This is a genomic window from Nitrosomonas limosa (assembly GCF_054188085.1).
On record NZ_CM135180.1, the window covers coordinates 1,831,593 to 1,847,667 of the forward strand.

Consider the following 16,075-nt stretch of genomic DNA (forward strand, 5'->3'; position numbering starts at 1 on the left):
TTAAGGAAGTTACAATGGAATTATTTAGGTTTAATCGTGACATTCCCTTCATGAGCTGGAGGAAAACAGGGGCTGTGATTTCAATCACAACATTTGTTCTTTCTGTTATCTTTATTGCCACGAAGGGATTGAACCTCGGCGTCGATTTTACCGGCGGCACGGTTCTTGAAGTCGGTTATACCCAAACAGCCGATCTTCAAAAAATCAGAAGCGTTTTATCCGATCTTCAAATGCCGGATGCCAGTGTGCAAAACTTCGGTACCTCACGCGATGTTATGATACGTCTACCGCTTCGACCTGAAATTTCCAGCGCGCAGTTGTCCGAGACAGTTTTGGCCGCGCTTAAGCAAGCTGATAGTACCGTTGAAATGCGCCGCGTTGAATTTGTGGGTCCGCAAGTAGGTCAAGAATTACTCGAGAATGGCGCACTTGCGCTATTGTTTGTGTCATTGGGTATAGTCGCTTATCTCGCGATGCGGTTCGAATGGAAATTCGGCGTTGCGGGCATCATCGCTAACTTACATGATGTTGTGATTATCGTTGGTTTTTTTGCATTTTTTCAGTGGGAATTCTCGCTGACAGTATTAGCGGCAGTCCTGGCAATCCTGGGTTATTCAGTGAACGAATCGGTGGTTATTTTTGACCGAATCCGGGAAAATTTTAGAAAACAGCGTAGAGCATCAATATCTCAAGTTATTGATAATGCGATCACATTGACTATGTCGCGCACAATTATTACGCATGGCAGTACTCAGATGGTCGTCATTGCAATGTTATTGTTCGGAGGCGAAGTTTTGCATTATTTCGCGCTCGCTCTCACCATCGGTATTCTGTTTGGTATTTATTCATCAATAATGGTTGGCAGTTCCATACTGATGCTGCTCGGTGTGAAACGTGAAGACTTGGTGAAACTGGAAAAGAAACCACTCGAAAACGATGGCGCAGTGGTTTAGCTTATTTTAGCTCGATTTTCTCTCTATACACCATGAACAATCATTTCGTTATCGATTCATCAAATCAACAAGCAATTCCGCACGGAGATTAGATAGGTTTGATCACCGACATCATCACCTGGATTGTAAGTACAGTCAGCACCTTAGGATATTTAGGAATTTTTATCCTGATGCTGATTGAGTCAAGTTTTATCCCATTCCCCAGTGAAGTAATCATGATACCGGCAGGCTACTTAGCGTCTAAAGGTGAAATGAATATGCTTATTGTCATTGGGTGCGGAATTTTGGGTAGTCTATTTGGCGCACTCATTAATTATTATTTAGCAATCCGTTTAGGACGGCCTCTGCTCCTGCAGTACGGAAAATATGTGATGTTTAAGGAACATCATTTGCTGCAAATGGAAAGTTTTTTTGCACGGCATGGACATATATCGACTTTTACAGGCCGCTTAATTCCGATGATTCGTCAGTACATTTCGATACCGGCTGGCTTGGCTAGAATGAATTTGTCGATTTTCTGTTTCTATACCAGCCTGGGGGCCGGTATTTGGGTGATTATTCTTTCTCTATTAGGCTATTTCATCGGTGAGAATGAAATGCTGATCAAGGAATACTTAAGAGACATCATTATTGCGCTTGCTCTTAGCTGTGGAATCGGCATTACGATTTACTGGTTTTATCAACGACGCAATAATAATCGATGAGGAATCGTGGAAGCACAGTATTCGAGCAATACTCTGAATACTGTGTTCCTGTTTTGTTAACTTCTAATTGATTTAAGCAGGATTGGCGCCATCGGATTTACGTTTGCGCATCATGAAGAAGGCAGCTGCACCGGCAACCACTAACAAAATCGGTCCAATGATCACTATCTTAGGTGTTGGCCTTCCTTCCCCGACTGAGAACGGAAACCGTGATACATACTCTTGCGGTCCGCCCGACACTGTTACCAATCCCACAAACTTTCCCTTCTCCGGAAAGGTATGGTCTATCGTAATCGAGGCTGTCGGGTATACTTTTGGCGGCAAATGAAATACTGTGATCTCGTCAAGATTCGCTTCCGAACCGGTGTCACGAATTATCCTTACTTCCGTTTTCAATGGTCTCAGTTCTTCTTGTATATAATCCAGCGCTATCACGGTCTTGCCGATTTCCGGTATGTCTTCGCAAAATTCCTCTTCTTGCGACAGTGGCTGGTAGCCGGTAAAGTGCATCCGGTAAGGTCCTACCGTCAATACACACATATCCTCAGCCAGCGCCAGTCCGCCGTGCGCTTGTGCTTGTGAGGTAAACATGATGCTTGCTGCCACAAGGGCTGTTATTACTATTTGCTTTATTGCTGTGCTTCTTTCTACTAACATCGCTAGGATTCCCCGTCTTTAGTTTGTTTGTTGATTGATGTTTTTTCTTCCCCGACTGCCGGTGTCTTTTCTCCGCTATCGACTTTTTCAGTTCCTTTCGAGCTGCGTGAGGCTATCCAATCCCTGAATCGTCTTGAGCGGATGAGTTTATACCCAAGTATGGCTGTCAGCAATAGACCCACCACCGGCCCGATCGATGCTCTGAATACTTCCGCATAATTGATCATTTCAACTCGCAGATGATATTCATAGTGCAGGGGTGGCACGCCTTCGGCTGTGACTTGTATCAGGTATTTACCTTGTTCCAGCTCTTTCTGCATGCTGATCACTCCGTCCTGATATACCGCCGGACGCAAATCCGTGACAGTTTCTCCTTCTACCCGATCACCTCTGATTATCTTCAGCCCAATCGGCATTTCTCTTAGTGCAGGATCCACTAAGTCTATGACCATGATCGTACTTCCAATCTTGGGTATGTCAGTGCAGTAGTGCCCTGCTTTATCCACTTGAGGCTGATAGGTGCTCAGGTGGATTATGTTCTCGCCTATCCGGCGCATGCAACTGTCATCTTCCATGTCTACCTTGCCATGGGCGCCGGCTGTGCCTGTGTAAAATGTCATAATAAGCATAAAGGCCGCAATCCCTGCTCGTGCTATTTGCCTGACCACGACAAATCCTCCTCTCGCGTTAGTGCCTCTATTTTTGCCAGTTCTTTTGTCTGCATTCTTTTGTTGCATCTTAAGTTTTCTTTGTTCTCTACCCATATAAAAAAACCGGTACACCGGCTGTCTTGCGACAGTGGTGTACCGGTGTTTTGACTCGCCCTAGCTTATAGCTTGGTAAAGACTGGAATTACCGCGCCAGCAATACTGTTAATATAACGATTGCCTTCGTCATCCCATGTCATTAACAACCCGCCAAAACGGCTTTCAGGGTCACCCAACAGCGCCATCAAACGTTGTACTTCCCACAACGCGTCTTTGGCTTCCATCTTAACTTCACGGGTTTCTCCTGGTTCAATACCTCTTTCATCTTCCATCGTCAAACCTGTTGCTACCAGTTCGCGTGGATAGTCAGGATCCAGGTATTTACGTCCCAAGTCGTTTACAAAACGAACACCCGCTGTCGTGAACTCGCCAATGTTAACTGTCGAGTCACCGTTGTTGGTGATTTCCATCGTCACACGCAGTGCACGTCCAGGTACGTCGTAGTTAGCATGCGTTACCTTGATCGCAACCGGATTCGGTGCAATCGGCATCGGTTCTACTTTCGATTCACCCGCTTGGATCGGTACTGTGTATGGATGTACGCTTTCGGTATAACGATAGCCACCCCATACCAGTGCACAGGTCAGAATCGCTACTGCCATGCCTACTTTACGGTCCATTGGATCCAGCAGCAGTTCGTCACCGTACGCTAACAATACACGGCTACGTGGCAGGAACATCGGACGTGCTACATAGTAGCCAATCCAGAAACAGCCCAGACCTAACCATACCAAGTGCCAGAATACGCCATTGCTGAAGTTGAATGTTTCCAGATCAATGGTTTTACCTGTCAGGGTGGTCACCGGATTGGTGAAGTCATCCCAGTTGCCTGAAATGTTCATCCAAGATGCAGGGCCAGCAATCGGGCCTGCTTCTTTGACGTTCACCATTGCGTGCATGTGATGACGTCCTGGAATCCTTGCTTTCAGTCTGACTTCGAATTCATAGTCACGACCAATTTGCAGCGGTCCAGAAATGAACGTCGGTTCGCCGTTCAGTTTGGTGCTTAAACGTACAAACACCGGGCTCGGGCTACCAATGTTGAAAAATGCGCGTTCCGGTTTACCTACCGCACGTGGCCAATCTTCCGCCAGGTGAAATTTACCAGTGATCGTCGCAATGTCGTTCACTTTGGTGACTTTCGGTTGCCATTTCAGGTCGTACCATTGAATCGTACGCATACGGAGAAACGGTTCTTGTGAACGTTCACCGTGCGCTGCCGCTGTCTTGACATCTACCGTCAGCGTCAGTGCCAGTGAGGCCGCTCCAATCGCCGCTCCATACAGGCCTAATACGCCCAGCTTAAATATGCTTCTTATATTCATTATCTAATCCCCTGTGCAAAGCCTTTTTCACCAAATGCGGTTACGTCGTTCTTCATAGAGATGCGTCCTCTTTCTCCTTTAACATAGAAGAATGCGGTGCAGTAGATCTTGCCAAAGTACCACCATACGCAGTACATCAACATCGATACAAACGCTGCGAAGAATGCCGCGATTACCGTGGTGTGACCACCAAAGGTACGCAGTGAGCCTTGTTCAATCAGGCGTACATATTCCGGTGTACCGGTACGTACATATAAGAAGCCTGTGTAGTCAGCTACTGATAACAGTACGCCTTCTACTACCAGCGGTAAGTGGGTTGGTCCAAAAATCGGCCAGTTGCCAGGATAGAAGAATAATCCCCAGAATCCACCGCCTAACAGAGCTGTGATCAGCCAGTTACCCGTCAACAACAGAACGGTGTCCAGCATCAATGCGCCTGGTATCATCGTTGATGGCAGTACAAAATTCAACGGGTAGTGTGACCACCAGTAGAATCCCCAGTAACGGGTCAGCCATTCGCCTACTAACAGGCATACGATACACAGTGTCGCTCCGTACGATAAACGATAGTTTACCCACAGGTAATATTGCAGTGCTGCACAATACATTACACCTACGATCGGTGTTACTACCGGCCACCATTGACGGTCTTTCCAGTCAAGCCAGAAATCCCAGTCACCTGCCAACAACATAAAGTGCATGTGGAATGTACCTACCAACAAGATGCACAGAATCGGAAAATATACCGCGTCGATATATCTGGACATCCGGATCGCTTCCGGCGGCATCTTTGCCGCTGCTAAAATTTCGTCTGTTCTACTCACTAGACCCTCCCTTCTTCATTTCGTGTGATATTAAATATGAAAACTCGACGATTCCTTTTACTTCCCTTTTTATCGCCTGCCTTAGCTCGTTTCCATCAATTCTCTTTACAGCCATTTCCACTGCCACACCTCTACTACAGGTGTGGCAGTCTTCATTCAGAAATTAAGGAACAATTCTGTTGTTCAGAATTTCGCGGCTGGCGCCGTTCCAGGTTACGTCTGTCAGGTTAGAGTAACGGGTGATAATTTGTGCTGCGATACCACCTGAGAATAAACCTGCCCAACCCAGAATCACAAAGCCCCAGTGCAATGGCGCGCTAAACAGCTCTTCCATGAACCAGAATGCATGACCCCATTCGTTCAATCCTACGTTCGGCAGAATCATCAATGGGCCAGCAATTGCCATTACCAGCGGGAATGATGTGCCGCGGCTGTACAGTGGCAGACGGGTCATCGCGTACAGGTATGAAGCTACGCCACATACGATGTACATCGGGAATGAGCCATAAAACACCACTACGTGACTTGGCGTAAAGCTCGTGTCACGAATAATCACTTGGTGCCAGCTTGCATCTTGTTCGGTGAAGAAGCTGCCGCCCCAGTAAACACCAAACAGGTATACACCCAGCCACATCATCCAGTAGAAATAGCGTTTGATCTCTAACTTGGTATCCAGGTTGTCTAATTGTTCTTTGGTGTCACGGGTTTTTAAAATCCAACCCCAGGTGACCAATGCAAACAATGGCATCAGGGTCATGTGTACGCGCCACAGTCCCATCCACACTTTGTCAAATTCCGGTTCCATCGAGTCCATTCCGTGGGAATACGCAAATGTCCTTTGAAACCAGATCCAAAATATCGCTACCAGTAGCATGGTGCCCATGCCCAGTTTGTAGTACTTCGAGTCGTACCACAGCGACATGTCATAGCTCGCGCTCGACGCGCTACTCGTTGTGCCATACGTTGTTGCCATCTTTCTACCTCCTATCTGTTAATCAAAACTACTTCTCTTTTCTTCTACTGCTTCTAATACTAATTAATTAGTACTGCTTAAAATTTCGGCAGCTAAATTAAACTCCTTTTCCCTTCTAATTTAACTACGCCTCTCAGGCTAGTCGACCTTGGGGTCCAAAGTCAAGTCATTTGTCATAAAATTACCTTTTTCTAAGTCAGGTTTTATTCCACAAACTGCCTGTTTATACTTTGAAAACAAAAATTAATTTCATATTCCAGAAGTTAATTCTAATCGTTTGTATGAACTTGAAACAGGATAATTAATTTTGCTGCAAAGTATGGGTGCGTATTATGCTTAATAAACCCTCCGCAGTAAATGGTTTAGTCAGATATCCATCTGAACCCGCCAACCGACCCCGCGCTTTATCAAATAAACCATCTTTACTTGAGAGCATAATGACTGGAATTGATTGATAAGTTGGATTTTTCTTAATTAACATGCATGCTTGATACCCATCCAACCGCGGCATGGTGACATCAATAAAAATGATATCAGGTTGATTATCAATAATTTTCGACATTGCCACGAAACCATCTTCAGCCAAAATGACATCACACCCAAAGGGGCGCAAAAAAACTTCAGCACTTTTTCGTATTGTATTGCTATCGTCTATTACCATCACCTTAATGCCTTTTAAGACATCGGTATTATCCACTCAAACTCCTTAATACTTGCATACAATTTTAATAACTTACGATTCTTCCTTGCCTCGCATACGTGCCTACCTGACTAGCATTAATCTTATTTTCTCCAGAATGCCGGAATAAAAATTGCCAGTACCGTAAAAAATTCCAGTCTGCCTAATAACATGGCAAAACTGCATATCCAGATTTGAAAATCAGACAATGACGCATAGGTTGTCGCCGGTCCAATGCCTCCAAGACCAGGACCGAGATTATTTAGGCAAGCAACTGCAGCTGAAAAGGCTGTAATTACATCCAAGCCGCTCAGTGTCAACAGTAATGTCATTACAACAATGCTAGTGGCATACACAAACAAAAACACCAATACCGCGAGAATCACTCGATTTGCCAACAGACTTCGGCCCAATTTTGCTGGAATGACCGCATTGGGATGCATAATCGTAATAATTTCTCGATAAACTTGCTGGTACAAGATCCGCGCACGAATCATTTTGATGCCGCCACCAGTTGATCCGGAAGAAGTGCAGAAACCTGATAAAAACAACATCCATAACGGAATGAATATCGGCCAGAGGCTATAATCAGTATTGCTATAACCAGTTGTCGTCGCCACCGAAACGATATTGAAAGCCGCATAGCGCAGTGCTGTGAGCGGTTCCGGATAAAACCCGGCGAACCATAGATAAAAAGCCAATCCCAAGCAACTGACCAGGATAATTAAAATATACCAGCCGACTTCGGAATCATAACGATAAGAAATTAAGCTCTTTGCCCGCCAAGCCAGGAAATGTGTTGCAAAGTTGATCCCGGCAATCAGCATGAAAAAGATCGCAACCGCTTCAATCAATGGAGAATCCCAATAGCCATAGCTGGCATCGTGCGATGAAAATCCTCCCAATCCCAGCGTTGTAAAAGCATGCATCACGGCGTCAAACCATTCCATGCCGGCCCACCTATAAGCAACGATGCAAATCAAAGTCAAACAGGCGTAAATGGACCAAAGACCCTTAGCTGTCTCCGCAATACGCGGAGTCAGCTTATTTTCCTTCATCGGCCCCGGAATCTCGGCATTTAATAGCTGTCGGCCACCGACGCCCAGTAGCGGCAGAATTGCGACCGCCAATACAATCAACCCCATACCGCCAAGCCAGACTATTTCGCCACGCCATAAATTGATAGATGGCGGCAATTTGTCCAATCCGGACAAAACCGTGCCGCCGGTCGCAGTCAAGCCTGAAACCGCCTCGAAATAAGCCATACTGATACTGAGTTGCGGCAAATACAATAGTAGCGGTAGCATCGCAAAAGCGGGCAGCACTGACCATACCAACACTACCAGCAAAAAACCGTCCCGGGTTTGCAATTCACGTTTAAAAGGACGCGTAAACAACCACATCATCAAGCCGCATCCGAGCGTAATTAAAATCGATTGCTTAAAAACAAATCCTGCGCCGTCTTCACCCCATAGCGCCAAGCAAAGTGGAATCAACATCGTTAATCCGAATACCAACACCATTTTGCCAAGTACGTTAACAACAACAAGCAGTCGATACATGGATTATTTTTCTACAGAAAGCCGACATTAACCTGAAATAGCTTTTCCACTTCGCGAATCATCTTGCGATTGATCACAAACAAAATCACATGATCTCCCGATTCAATAACTGTATCATGATGTGCAATAACAACCTTGACCGCACCCTTAGAAGCATTTGCCGACTGGCCTGATTCATTGTTTAAACTATCACCGGACCATCCATCCGATTTGGCTAAACCACGGACGATAGCACCAATCGTTGCACCTTTCGGCAATTTGATCTCATCGATCCTGCGACCAACTACGTTGGACGATTTTGCGTCGCCATGCGCCACCAACTCCAGAGCCTCCGCCGCACCACGCCGCAGACTATGCACAGCGGCCACATCGCCATGCCGGACATAAGCCAGTAAAGAACCGATGGTAACCTGCGCCGGTGAAATTGCGATATCAATCCCGCTACTTTGAACCAAATCGACGTAAGCACCTCGATTGATGAGTGCGATTACCTTATGCGCTCCCATACGTTTTGCCAGCAGCGCTGACATGATGTTATTTTCATCATCATTCGTCAGTGCGCAAAACATATCCATTTCAGCGATGTTTTCATCTTCCAGCAAGGTTTCGTCGGTAGAATCCCCATGCAACACCAACGCATTACTCAGTTCACCGGCCAGTCGCTCACAGGCTTGATAATTGCGTTCGATGATTCTGACCTGATAATCTTTCTCCAACGTTCCGCCAAGCCGTCTGCCAATTTTGCCGCCCCCGGCAATCATTACATGCTTGACCGGTTCATCCATCCTGCGTAATTCCCGCATAACCGCGCGAATATCTTCAGTTGCCGCGATAAAGAACACCTCATCTTCTGCTTCGATGACAGTATCCCCCTCTGGAATTATCGGGCGGTCTTTACGGAAAATAGCCGCAACCCGGGTATCGACATTCGGAACATGCTTGCGTAATTCCTGTAGCTGCTGACCAACCAGCAATCCTCCTTGCAACGCACGAACCGCCACCAGACTCACCTCCCCCGACGCGAAATCGAGCACTTGCAACGCTTCCGGAAATTCAATCAGTTTTTCAATATATTCCGTGAGAATTTGTTCGGGGCAAATCGCAAAATCCACACAAAAATTCTCGGTCGAGAAAATTTCAGGATGTTCGAGATATTCCGTGGATCGGATACGGGCAATCTTCGTGGGGGTATTAAATAATGTAGCGGCGAGTTTACAAGCAACCAAGTTGGTTTCATCGTGTTCGGTGACCGCCAATATCATATCCGCGTCATGCGCACCGGCGCTAACCAGCACCGAAGGATGCGAAGCGTTGCCCGCAACCGTGCGTAAATCCAAGCGATCTTGCAAAAGCGCCAAGCGCTTCGGATCGACATCAACCATGGTGATATCGTTGGCCTCGCTGACCAGATTCTCTGCCACGGATGTGCCTACTTGACCGGCACCTAAAATAATAATCTTCAATTCAGCGACCTATTTCTTTGCGATTTTCCCGCACCCAATCCCGCCACTGCGCAAATAATACGGGATCCAGTGCGGCAATCACCGAGCGATGCCATATAGGGCTAGTCCAATAATCATCATGCTCAAAACCGCACATATTGCCGCCCGCTTCCGCCAGAATCAAAGAACCCGCTGCGTAATCCCACGGCTTCTGTCCACCGTGCAAGTACAAATCAAAATAACCGGCGGCGGTATAGCACAACTCCAATGCGCAAGCGCCAAAATTCCGCTGCGACGCAAATGGTGGATAAGCGGCCACTTTGGCAGCGAAACTCCGGTCCAGTCGCTTCAAATCCACATTCGCCATCGCACTCGACATTGGGGGCGCATGTTTCTTAAGAGGTAATGCGATACCATTTAAAAATGCACCATTACCTTTGGTCGCATAAAACATCTCATCCGTCACAGGGTTATAAATCACGCCAAGCACACTCTTTCCCTGCTCCATATAGGCCACGGACGTGGCGAAGTAAGGCAAGCCGTTATAAAAATTCGATGTTCCATCGATCGGGTCGATACTCCATAGTCCCGGCTCCCCCTTAATCCATTGAGTTTGCTGCTCCGCCTCGGTCATTTCCTCACCCATCGCTGCAGCTGGACGGATTTTCTGCAATTGATCTAATAGCGCATGTTGTGCGGCTACGTCCGCTTCGGTAAAAAAACTGCCGTCCGATTTGGTTTGCCGGCCCACTCGCAAATAGCGCGGCATAATCACTTCCTGAGCAACGTCTCTGACCGCCGAGATCACTTTTTCTAGCACAGCTACTCCGAACGCCATTTAATCGAACAACCGATACTGGGAATTTGTTCGGCCGGACCACGGCCAGTCTTGGCAACTTGCAGCATCGCTTCGAACAAATCCCGGCGCACATCCGCAGGCGCCGCTTCTTTACGGGAAGCATCGAGGCGTCCGCGATATTGCAATTCCAGATTGCCATTGAATCCAAAAAAATCCGGCGTACAGACCGCGCCATATTTCTTAGCGATTTCCTGCGTTTCATCCCACACATACGGGAACGGATAATTCAATCGCTGAGCCACGAGCTTCATGTTCTCAAAAGAATCTTCCGGATAATCCGCCGGATCGTTGGACATGATGGCGATGGCATTGATGCCATGCTGCCTTAATTCATTAACATCACGGATAATACGATCCTGCACCGCCTTAACATACGGGCAGTGATTGCAAATAAACATGACTAAAAGTCCGTTTTCCCCTTTTGCCGAAGCCAGGTTATAGCGTTTGCCATCGACACCCGGCAAATCAAAATCAATCGCCTTCCAACCGAAATCACAGACTGGCGTCTCTAAACTTGCCATATAACTTACTCCATCGATTAAAAATTATTTCAATAATTGTTTGCATAGCAGAATCATTAATATTACCAAGTCAATGCCTAGTGCATAACATGCTATATTATCATGACTCTATTTGTTGAAATCGCCGCTCCAAGGCAACGACATCGAACATGCACGCTCGTTTCTACCATCCTGAAGCTATCACCGCTGGACAGATGATTGAGTTATCGTCTGAAAACAAACATCATGCCGCGCGGGTACTACGCCTTAGAAATGGCGATGCGATCACGTTATTCAATGGTCGCGGCGGCGAGTATAGCGCGCGGATCGATTCCATCAGAAAAGATAACATCGCGGTATTGGTTGATAGCTATCAAGACATCGACCGGGAATCGCCATTACACATCGAACTGGCCCAAGCCATTTGTGTCAATGAAAAAATGGATTGGATCATACAAAAATCGGTCGAATTCGGCGTAACGCAGATCCAACCGGTATCCACCGCTCGCAGCATTGTACATCTGTCAAATGAACGTTCCGAGAAACGACTGCAACATTGGCAAAAAATCGTCATCTCAGCATGCGAACAATGTGGCAGAAATCAAGTGCCGCAAGTATTTCCACTGATCACTCTGCCGGAATGGCTGAGCCGAAAAAAAATGCATCGCACCACGCAAGATATTCTTATCATGTTATCCGCTACGGCGGCACAAAGCTTGAAAGATCTACCCGAACCGGCAGCCGATGCTAAAGTGGCTCTTGTTATAGGTCCCGAAGGTGGATTCACCGAGGAAGAAGAACTCGCGATTGAGCATTCGGGCTTCGTGCCACTGCATCTGGGCAGCCGCATTTTGCGCACGGAAAGCGCCGCGCTCGCCGCAATTGCGGCGATGCAAGCGCTTTGGGGAGATTACTGATGACGGCCGTCAATAATAAGCCGGATACAACCGCGGAATTTGTCGCCTGGTTTCGTTCCGTAGCACCTTACATCCATACCTTTCGCGGCAAGGTCTTTGTCATCGGTTTTAGCGGTGAAATGATCACCGATGCCAAATTCGTCAACTTCATTCATGACATCAACTTGCTTGCCAGCCTCGGTGTACGGCTGGTTCTGGTTCATGGTGCCCGGCCGCAAATTCAATTGCGTCTGGACGAATCGCAATTGGAAACGCAAACAGTCCAGGGTATGCGCGTCACCGATTCCGCCGCGTTGCAATGCGTCAAGGAATCGGTCGGACGAGTACAGCACGAAATTGCCGCGCTGCTTTCGATGGGATTGCCGAATTCGCCGATGGCCAACGCCGCGATTCGGGTCACCTGCGGCAACTTTGTTACCGCCTGTCCGTGCGGCGTCATTCAAGGCATTGACTTGATGCATACCGGCAAAGTGCGCAAAATCAACGCGCCAGCCATTCATTCGCGCTTGGAACAAGGCGACGTAGTACTGATTTCGCCGCTCGGCTACTCACCCACCGGCGAGATTTTCAATCTCACGATGGAAAATGTGGCGACCGAAACCGCCATCGCGCTCCGCGCCGAAAAATTGATTCTGCTGCTGGATACCGTCGATTGCACCGCATCCGAGGAAAATAAGACAGGAAAATTGCCGCGCGAACTGACCGTCGCCGAAAGCAAGTTATTGCTGGAGCATAAAATTCCAACTGCTACACCTCTTGTACCGGATGCCTTATTGCCCGCATTGCAATCAGCAACCAAAGCTTGCGAAATGGGTGTCACCCGCGCGCATTTGGTCAGCCGCCATTGCGATGGCGCCATCTTACAAGAGCTGTTCACCCATCATGGCATCGGCGCCATGATCACGCAAGAATCGTTGCAAGCCCTCAGAAAAGCAAAAATCGAAGACGTCGGCGGCATTTTACAATTGATCGAACCACTCGAAACCGAAGGCATTCTGGTCAGGCGCGGCCGCGAACTGCTGGAAATTGAAATCGACCGGTTTACCGTTTTCGAGCACGACGGCATCATTCTCGGCTGCGCGGCGCTGTACCCATTCCCCGAAGAACACGCCTGTGAACTCGCCTGCCTGGCGATTCACCCGGATTACCGCGATCAGGGGCACGGCGAGAGCTTGCTTAAACACATCGAAAATAAAACGATTGCGCAAGGCATCCACAAACTGTTCGTACTCACCACGCATGCCACCCATTGGTTCATCGAACACGGATTCAGCGTAGCCACACCCGCCGAACTGCCGAAAGTCAAACAGAATTTATACAACTACCAACGCCGATCAAAAGTACTGATCAAACACCTCAGCGATTAGCAAAAAATTTACACGAACGGTTTACGCAATGAAACGAACGTTTCATAATGCCGTTTTTTTCCAAGGACGTATCCACAATGGCAAGAATGGTGAATTGCATCAAATTGGGCCGCGAGGCCGAAGGCTTGGACTTCCAAACCTATCCCGGCGAACTCGGCAAACGGATTTTTGAAAACGTATCGAAAGAAGCCTGGAATCAATGGATCAAACACCAGACCATGCTGGTCAACGAAAACCGGTTGAACCTATCCGATCCCAAAGCACGCAAGTACCTGGCGGAACAAATGGAAGCTCATTTTTTTGGGGAGGGTGCAGAACAGGCGGCGGGTTATGTGCCTCCGGAGAACAAATCCTAAAATTGTTAGAGTTTTTCAAATCAAATATTAAATTTCATTGAGAAACTCACTCCTCAAAACAATTCTAAATTAATTTGCTATAAAGACTCGATTTCCTTAAGAGTTTTTCCGTTTTTGTCTTTCCAAGCAATAAGCCCGTTCGCATGTCCCCCATGAATCACAGCCGCCGCTGCACTCGGGCTGGTAAACTCCGCATCTCGTGAAAACACCAAAGTATCACCATTGATTTCGAGTACTCCATCTTCTCTTAGGCGATGTCTCATGTTCATAACCCAAGGCCATTTGTGCGATGAGGCTCGATCATTCAAAACAGCTTGCGAACCTTTAAGAACTACAAAACCGTTCGGAACCAGATGGCCTTCCGCTTTAATTCCTTTGATCTCGCATAACAGCTTTTTTTGCTCAGATTCAGCTACGGCCAATGCTGCAGCAGGCACGAGCAAATCAACACCAAGAACAGGCAATAGCTGGTTGATTTTCTCCAGAAATATCTCCATGTCCTCTCTATCGGATTCTGGCAGTCTCGCTCCGCTACTTTGACCGTTTGCGACCACAGCTCGTCCGGACTTACGTCCCTGATCTATCAGTTTTCCTTCAAGAAAGCGGATATGCGCCTTAGTCAAGTTCTCGTCTTTACTGATAAAAAAGATAATTTGATTCCAAAAATCTTTTTCCAAATGAGCTTTGATTCGATCGCGAATGCACTCAGCTTCACCGATATAGATAACTGATTTTCCAGATTCAGGATCAGAACCGGTCAGGAAATAGATACCAGCGCCTCCGGATTCTTCTCGCGAAAGAATACCTTCAAACTCACTTCTTGGGCCAGCAACAGCTTTCCCAGTCCAGTTCGACAATTCGGCAGTGCGAAGCCGCTTCGGATCACCCTGAGCTAGAAATATCTTGATTGTAGCGCTAGGCATGTAATAAAGCAGAAAGTGTTACAACAACTTTCCAACTTTCTGAGTTGAGATTCCTATGATTGACAATGCAAGTTGCACTATCAATCATAGAAAAATTGAGAACAACTAACTTAGGAATTACTTAATAACCGCGTTCAACTCGCCTTTGGCATAGCGATTGGCCATGTCTTCCAGCGAAATCGCCTTGATTTTGCTGGCTTGGCCGGCGCAGCCGAAAGCTTCGAAGCGCGCTTTGCAAATTTCTTTGGCCGCAGCGGTCGCTTCTTTCAGGAATTTGCGCGGGTCGAAATTGCTTTTGTCGGTTTCCAAGCTGCGGCGGATCGCGCCGGTCATCGCCAGACGGATGTCGGTGTCGATGTTGACTTTGCGCACGCCGTATTTGATGCCTTCCTGAATTTCCTCAACTGGGACGCCATAGGTTTCCTTGATGTCGCCGCCGAATTTGCGGATGATTTCCAGCCATTCTTGCGGAACCGAGCTGGAACCGTGCATCACCAGGTGGGTGTTTGGAATGCGCGCATGAATTTCCTTGATGCGTTGAATCGCGAGAATATCGCCGGTGGGTTTACGGGTGAATTTGTATGCGCCATGCGAGGTGCCAATTGCGATCGCCAAAGCATCGACGCCGGTTTTACGCACAAAATCGGCGGCTTCTTCCGGATCGGTCAGCAGTTGATCATGCGATAACACGCCTTCCGCGCCGTGTCCGTCCTCGGCTTCGCCCATGCCGGATTCCAGAGAACCCAGGCAACCCAGCTCGCCTTCTACCGAAACGCCAACCGAATGCGCAATGTTCACAACATCCGCCGTAACGTTGACATTGTATTCGTAGGTCGACGGTGTTTTAGCATCCGCTTGTAGAGATCCGTCCATCATGACACTTGAGAAACCACTGCGAATCGCATTCACACAAACGGATGGCGATGCACCATGATCCTGGTGCATCACGATCGGAATATGCGGATACGCTTCAACCGCTGCTGCGATCAGATGACGCAGAAACGCTTCACCGGCATATTTGCGCGCACCGGCAGAACCTTGCATGATGACCGGGCTGTTGCATTCGTCGGCCGCTTGCATGATCGCTTGAATTTGTTCCAGATTGTTGACGTTGAAAGCCGGCAAACCATAGCCGTTTTCCGCCGCATGATCTAGTAATTGTCTGAGTGATACGAGTGCCATTTAGATCTCCTTATAAAATATCGAAATAAAATTCTGTGATGCATAAGTATAAGCGATTATTCTGCATGATTGCTGCTTGAATCAT

Annotated in this window: 17 protein-coding genes; 5 read left to right on the plus strand and 12 right to left on the minus strand. The window is 47.5% G+C overall.

Annotated elements, in window-relative coordinates:
* Nucleotides 1-14: 14 nt before the first annotated feature.
* Nucleotides 15-953 carry a protein translocase subunit SecF gene (secF, locus tag ACV7NC_RS08330; RefSeq protein ID WP_458152060.1) on the plus strand — a complete coding sequence of 313 codons (939 nt, stop codon included), beginning with the start codon at nucleotides 15-17 and terminating at the stop codon, nucleotides 951-953.
* 98 nt (nucleotides 954-1,051) lie between these two features.
* Nucleotides 1,052-1,657, plus strand: a complete 606-nt coding sequence (locus tag ACV7NC_RS08335) for a DedA family protein (protein WP_458152061.1) — start codon at nucleotides 1,052-1,054, stop codon at nucleotides 1,655-1,657.
* Nucleotides 1,658-1,729: 72 nt separating this feature from the next.
* Here ACV7NC_RS08335 and ACV7NC_RS08340 read toward each other — a convergent pair whose 3' ends face one another.
* The 10 genes from ACV7NC_RS08340 to ACV7NC_RS08385 all read right to left on the minus strand — a co-directional run bounded on the left by ACV7NC_RS08340 (nucleotide 1,730) and on the right by ACV7NC_RS08385 (nucleotide 11,266).
* Entirely contained in the window at nucleotides 1,730-2,248 is a 519-nt protein-coding gene (locus ACV7NC_RS08340) for a hypothetical protein (RefSeq protein WP_458152062.1), read from the minus strand.
* A gap of 68 nt (nucleotides 2,249-2,316) precedes the next feature.
* Complete coding sequence (locus ACV7NC_RS08345) at nucleotides 2,317-2,982, minus strand: hypothetical protein (protein WP_458152063.1); 666 nt, start codon at nucleotides 2,980-2,982, stop codon at nucleotides 2,317-2,319.
* Nucleotides 2,983-3,143: 161 nt separating this feature from the next.
* On the minus strand, nucleotides 3,144-4,406 hold the full coding sequence (locus ACV7NC_RS08350) for a methane monooxygenase/ammonia monooxygenase subunit B (RefSeq protein WP_458152064.1): 1,263 nt from the start codon (nucleotides 4,404-4,406) through the stop codon (nucleotides 3,144-3,146).
* Entirely contained in the window at nucleotides 4,406-5,230 is an 825-nt protein-coding gene (locus ACV7NC_RS08355; protein ID WP_458152065.1) for a methane monooxygenase/ammonia monooxygenase subunit A, read from the minus strand. Before ACV7NC_RS08355 ends, ACV7NC_RS08350 begins: the two co-directional genes overlap by 1 nt.
* A 163-nt stretch (nucleotides 5,231-5,393) precedes the next feature.
* Entirely contained in the window at nucleotides 5,394-6,203 is an 810-nt protein-coding gene (locus ACV7NC_RS08360; RefSeq protein ID WP_458152066.1) for a methane monooxygenase/ammonia monooxygenase subunit C, read from the minus strand.
* A 301-nt stretch (nucleotides 6,204-6,504) separates the two neighbouring features.
* Nucleotides 6,505-6,900 (minus strand): response regulator, encoded by a 396-nt coding sequence (locus ACV7NC_RS08365; protein ID WP_458152067.1) that lies wholly within the window; start codon nucleotides 6,898-6,900, stop codon nucleotides 6,505-6,507.
* Nucleotides 6,901-6,986: 86 nt separating this feature from the next.
* A complete protein-coding gene (locus ACV7NC_RS08370) occupies nucleotides 6,987-8,444 on the minus strand; it encodes a TrkH family potassium uptake protein (RefSeq protein ID WP_458152068.1) in 1,458 nt (485 codons plus the stop codon).
* Nucleotides 8,445-8,455: 11 nt separating this feature from the next.
* Nucleotides 8,456-9,907 carry a Trk system potassium transporter TrkA gene (gene trkA, locus ACV7NC_RS08375; RefSeq protein WP_458152069.1) on the minus strand — a complete coding sequence of 484 codons (1,452 nt, stop codon included), beginning with the start codon at nucleotides 9,905-9,907 and terminating at the stop codon, nucleotides 8,456-8,458.
* Between the two features lies 1 nt (nucleotide 9,908).
* Complete coding sequence (locus ACV7NC_RS08380) at nucleotides 9,909-10,706, minus strand: inositol monophosphatase family protein (RefSeq protein ID WP_458152070.1); 798 nt, start codon at nucleotides 10,704-10,706, stop codon at nucleotides 9,909-9,911.
* A 2-nt stretch (nucleotides 10,707-10,708) separates the two neighbouring features.
* Entirely contained in the window at nucleotides 10,709-11,266 is a 558-nt protein-coding gene (locus ACV7NC_RS08385; RefSeq protein ID WP_458152071.1) for a thioredoxin family protein, read from the minus strand.
* A gap of 149 nt (nucleotides 11,267-11,415) precedes the next feature.
* Here ACV7NC_RS08385 and ACV7NC_RS08390 point away from each other — a divergent pair, with 149 nt between their 5' ends.
* The 3 genes from ACV7NC_RS08390 to ACV7NC_RS08400 all read left to right on the plus strand — a co-directional run bounded on the left by ACV7NC_RS08390 (nucleotide 11,416) and on the right by ACV7NC_RS08400 (nucleotide 13,885).
* Nucleotides 11,416-12,162, plus strand: coding sequence for a 16S rRNA (uracil(1498)-N(3))-methyltransferase (locus ACV7NC_RS08390; protein ID WP_458152072.1), 747 nt, complete (start codon nucleotides 11,416-11,418; stop codon nucleotides 12,160-12,162).
* The gene (argA, locus tag ACV7NC_RS08395) at nucleotides 12,162-13,529 is read left to right on the plus strand and encodes an amino-acid N-acetyltransferase (RefSeq protein ID WP_458152073.1); all 1,368 of its coding nucleotides are present in this window, start codon (nucleotides 12,162-12,164) and stop codon (nucleotides 13,527-13,529) included. The genes ACV7NC_RS08390 and argA overlap by 1 nt, the downstream gene beginning before the upstream one ends.
* Nucleotides 13,530-13,606: 77 nt before the next feature.
* Entirely contained in the window at nucleotides 13,607-13,885 is a 279-nt protein-coding gene (locus ACV7NC_RS08400) for an oxidative damage protection protein (protein WP_458152074.1), read from the plus strand.
* A gap of 77 nt (nucleotides 13,886-13,962) precedes the next feature.
* Here ACV7NC_RS08400 and ACV7NC_RS08405 read toward each other — a convergent pair whose 3' ends face one another.
* Nucleotides 13,963-14,808 carry a GIY-YIG nuclease family protein gene (locus ACV7NC_RS08405; RefSeq protein WP_458152075.1) on the minus strand — a complete coding sequence of 282 codons (846 nt, stop codon included), beginning with the start codon at nucleotides 14,806-14,808 and terminating at the stop codon, nucleotides 13,963-13,965.
* Nucleotides 14,809-14,925: 117 nt separating this feature from the next.
* Nucleotides 14,926-15,990, minus strand: a complete 1,065-nt coding sequence (fba, locus tag ACV7NC_RS08410) for a class II fructose-bisphosphate aldolase (protein ID WP_292924935.1) — start codon at nucleotides 15,988-15,990, stop codon at nucleotides 14,926-14,928.
* Nucleotides 15,991-16,075 lie beyond the last annotated feature (85 nt).

Bases quoted from the DNA above. Each gene is read 5' to 3' on its own strand.
- secF (WP_458152060.1), top strand. From the start codon at position 15: ATGGAATTATTTAGGTTTAATCGTGACATTCCCTTCATGAGCTGGAGG.
- ACV7NC_RS08340 (WP_458152062.1), bottom strand. From the start codon at position 2,248: ATGTTTACCTCACAAGCACAAGCGCACGGCGGACTGGCGCTGGCTGAG.
- ACV7NC_RS08350 (WP_458152064.1), bottom strand. From the start codon at position 4,406: ATGAATATAAGAAGCATATTTAAGCTGGGCGTATTAGGCCTGTATGGA.
- ACV7NC_RS08360 (WP_458152066.1), bottom strand. From the start codon at position 6,203: ATGGCAACAACGTATGGCACAACGAGTAGCGCGTCGAGCGCGAGCTAT.
- ACV7NC_RS08370 (WP_458152068.1), bottom strand. From the start codon at position 8,444: ATGTATCGACTGCTTGTTGTTGTTAACGTACTTGGCAAAATGGTGTTG.
- ACV7NC_RS08385 (WP_458152071.1), bottom strand. From the start codon at position 11,266: ATGGCAAGTTTAGAGACGCCAGTCTGTGATTTCGGTTGGAAGGCGATT.
- ACV7NC_RS08390 (WP_458152072.1), top strand. From the start codon at position 11,416: ATGCACGCTCGTTTCTACCATCCTGAAGCTATCACCGCTGGACAGATG.
- argA (WP_458152073.1), top strand. From the start codon at position 12,162: ATGACGGCCGTCAATAATAAGCCGGATACAACCGCGGAATTTGTCGCC.
- ACV7NC_RS08400 (WP_458152074.1), top strand. From the start codon at position 13,607: ATGGCAAGAATGGTGAATTGCATCAAATTGGGCCGCGAGGCCGAAGGC.
- ACV7NC_RS08405 (WP_458152075.1), bottom strand. From the start codon at position 14,808: ATGCCTAGCGCTACAATCAAGATATTTCTAGCTCAGGGTGATCCGAAG.
- fba (WP_292924935.1), bottom strand. From the start codon at position 15,990: ATGGCACTCGTATCACTCAGACAATTACTAGATCATGCGGCGGAAAAC.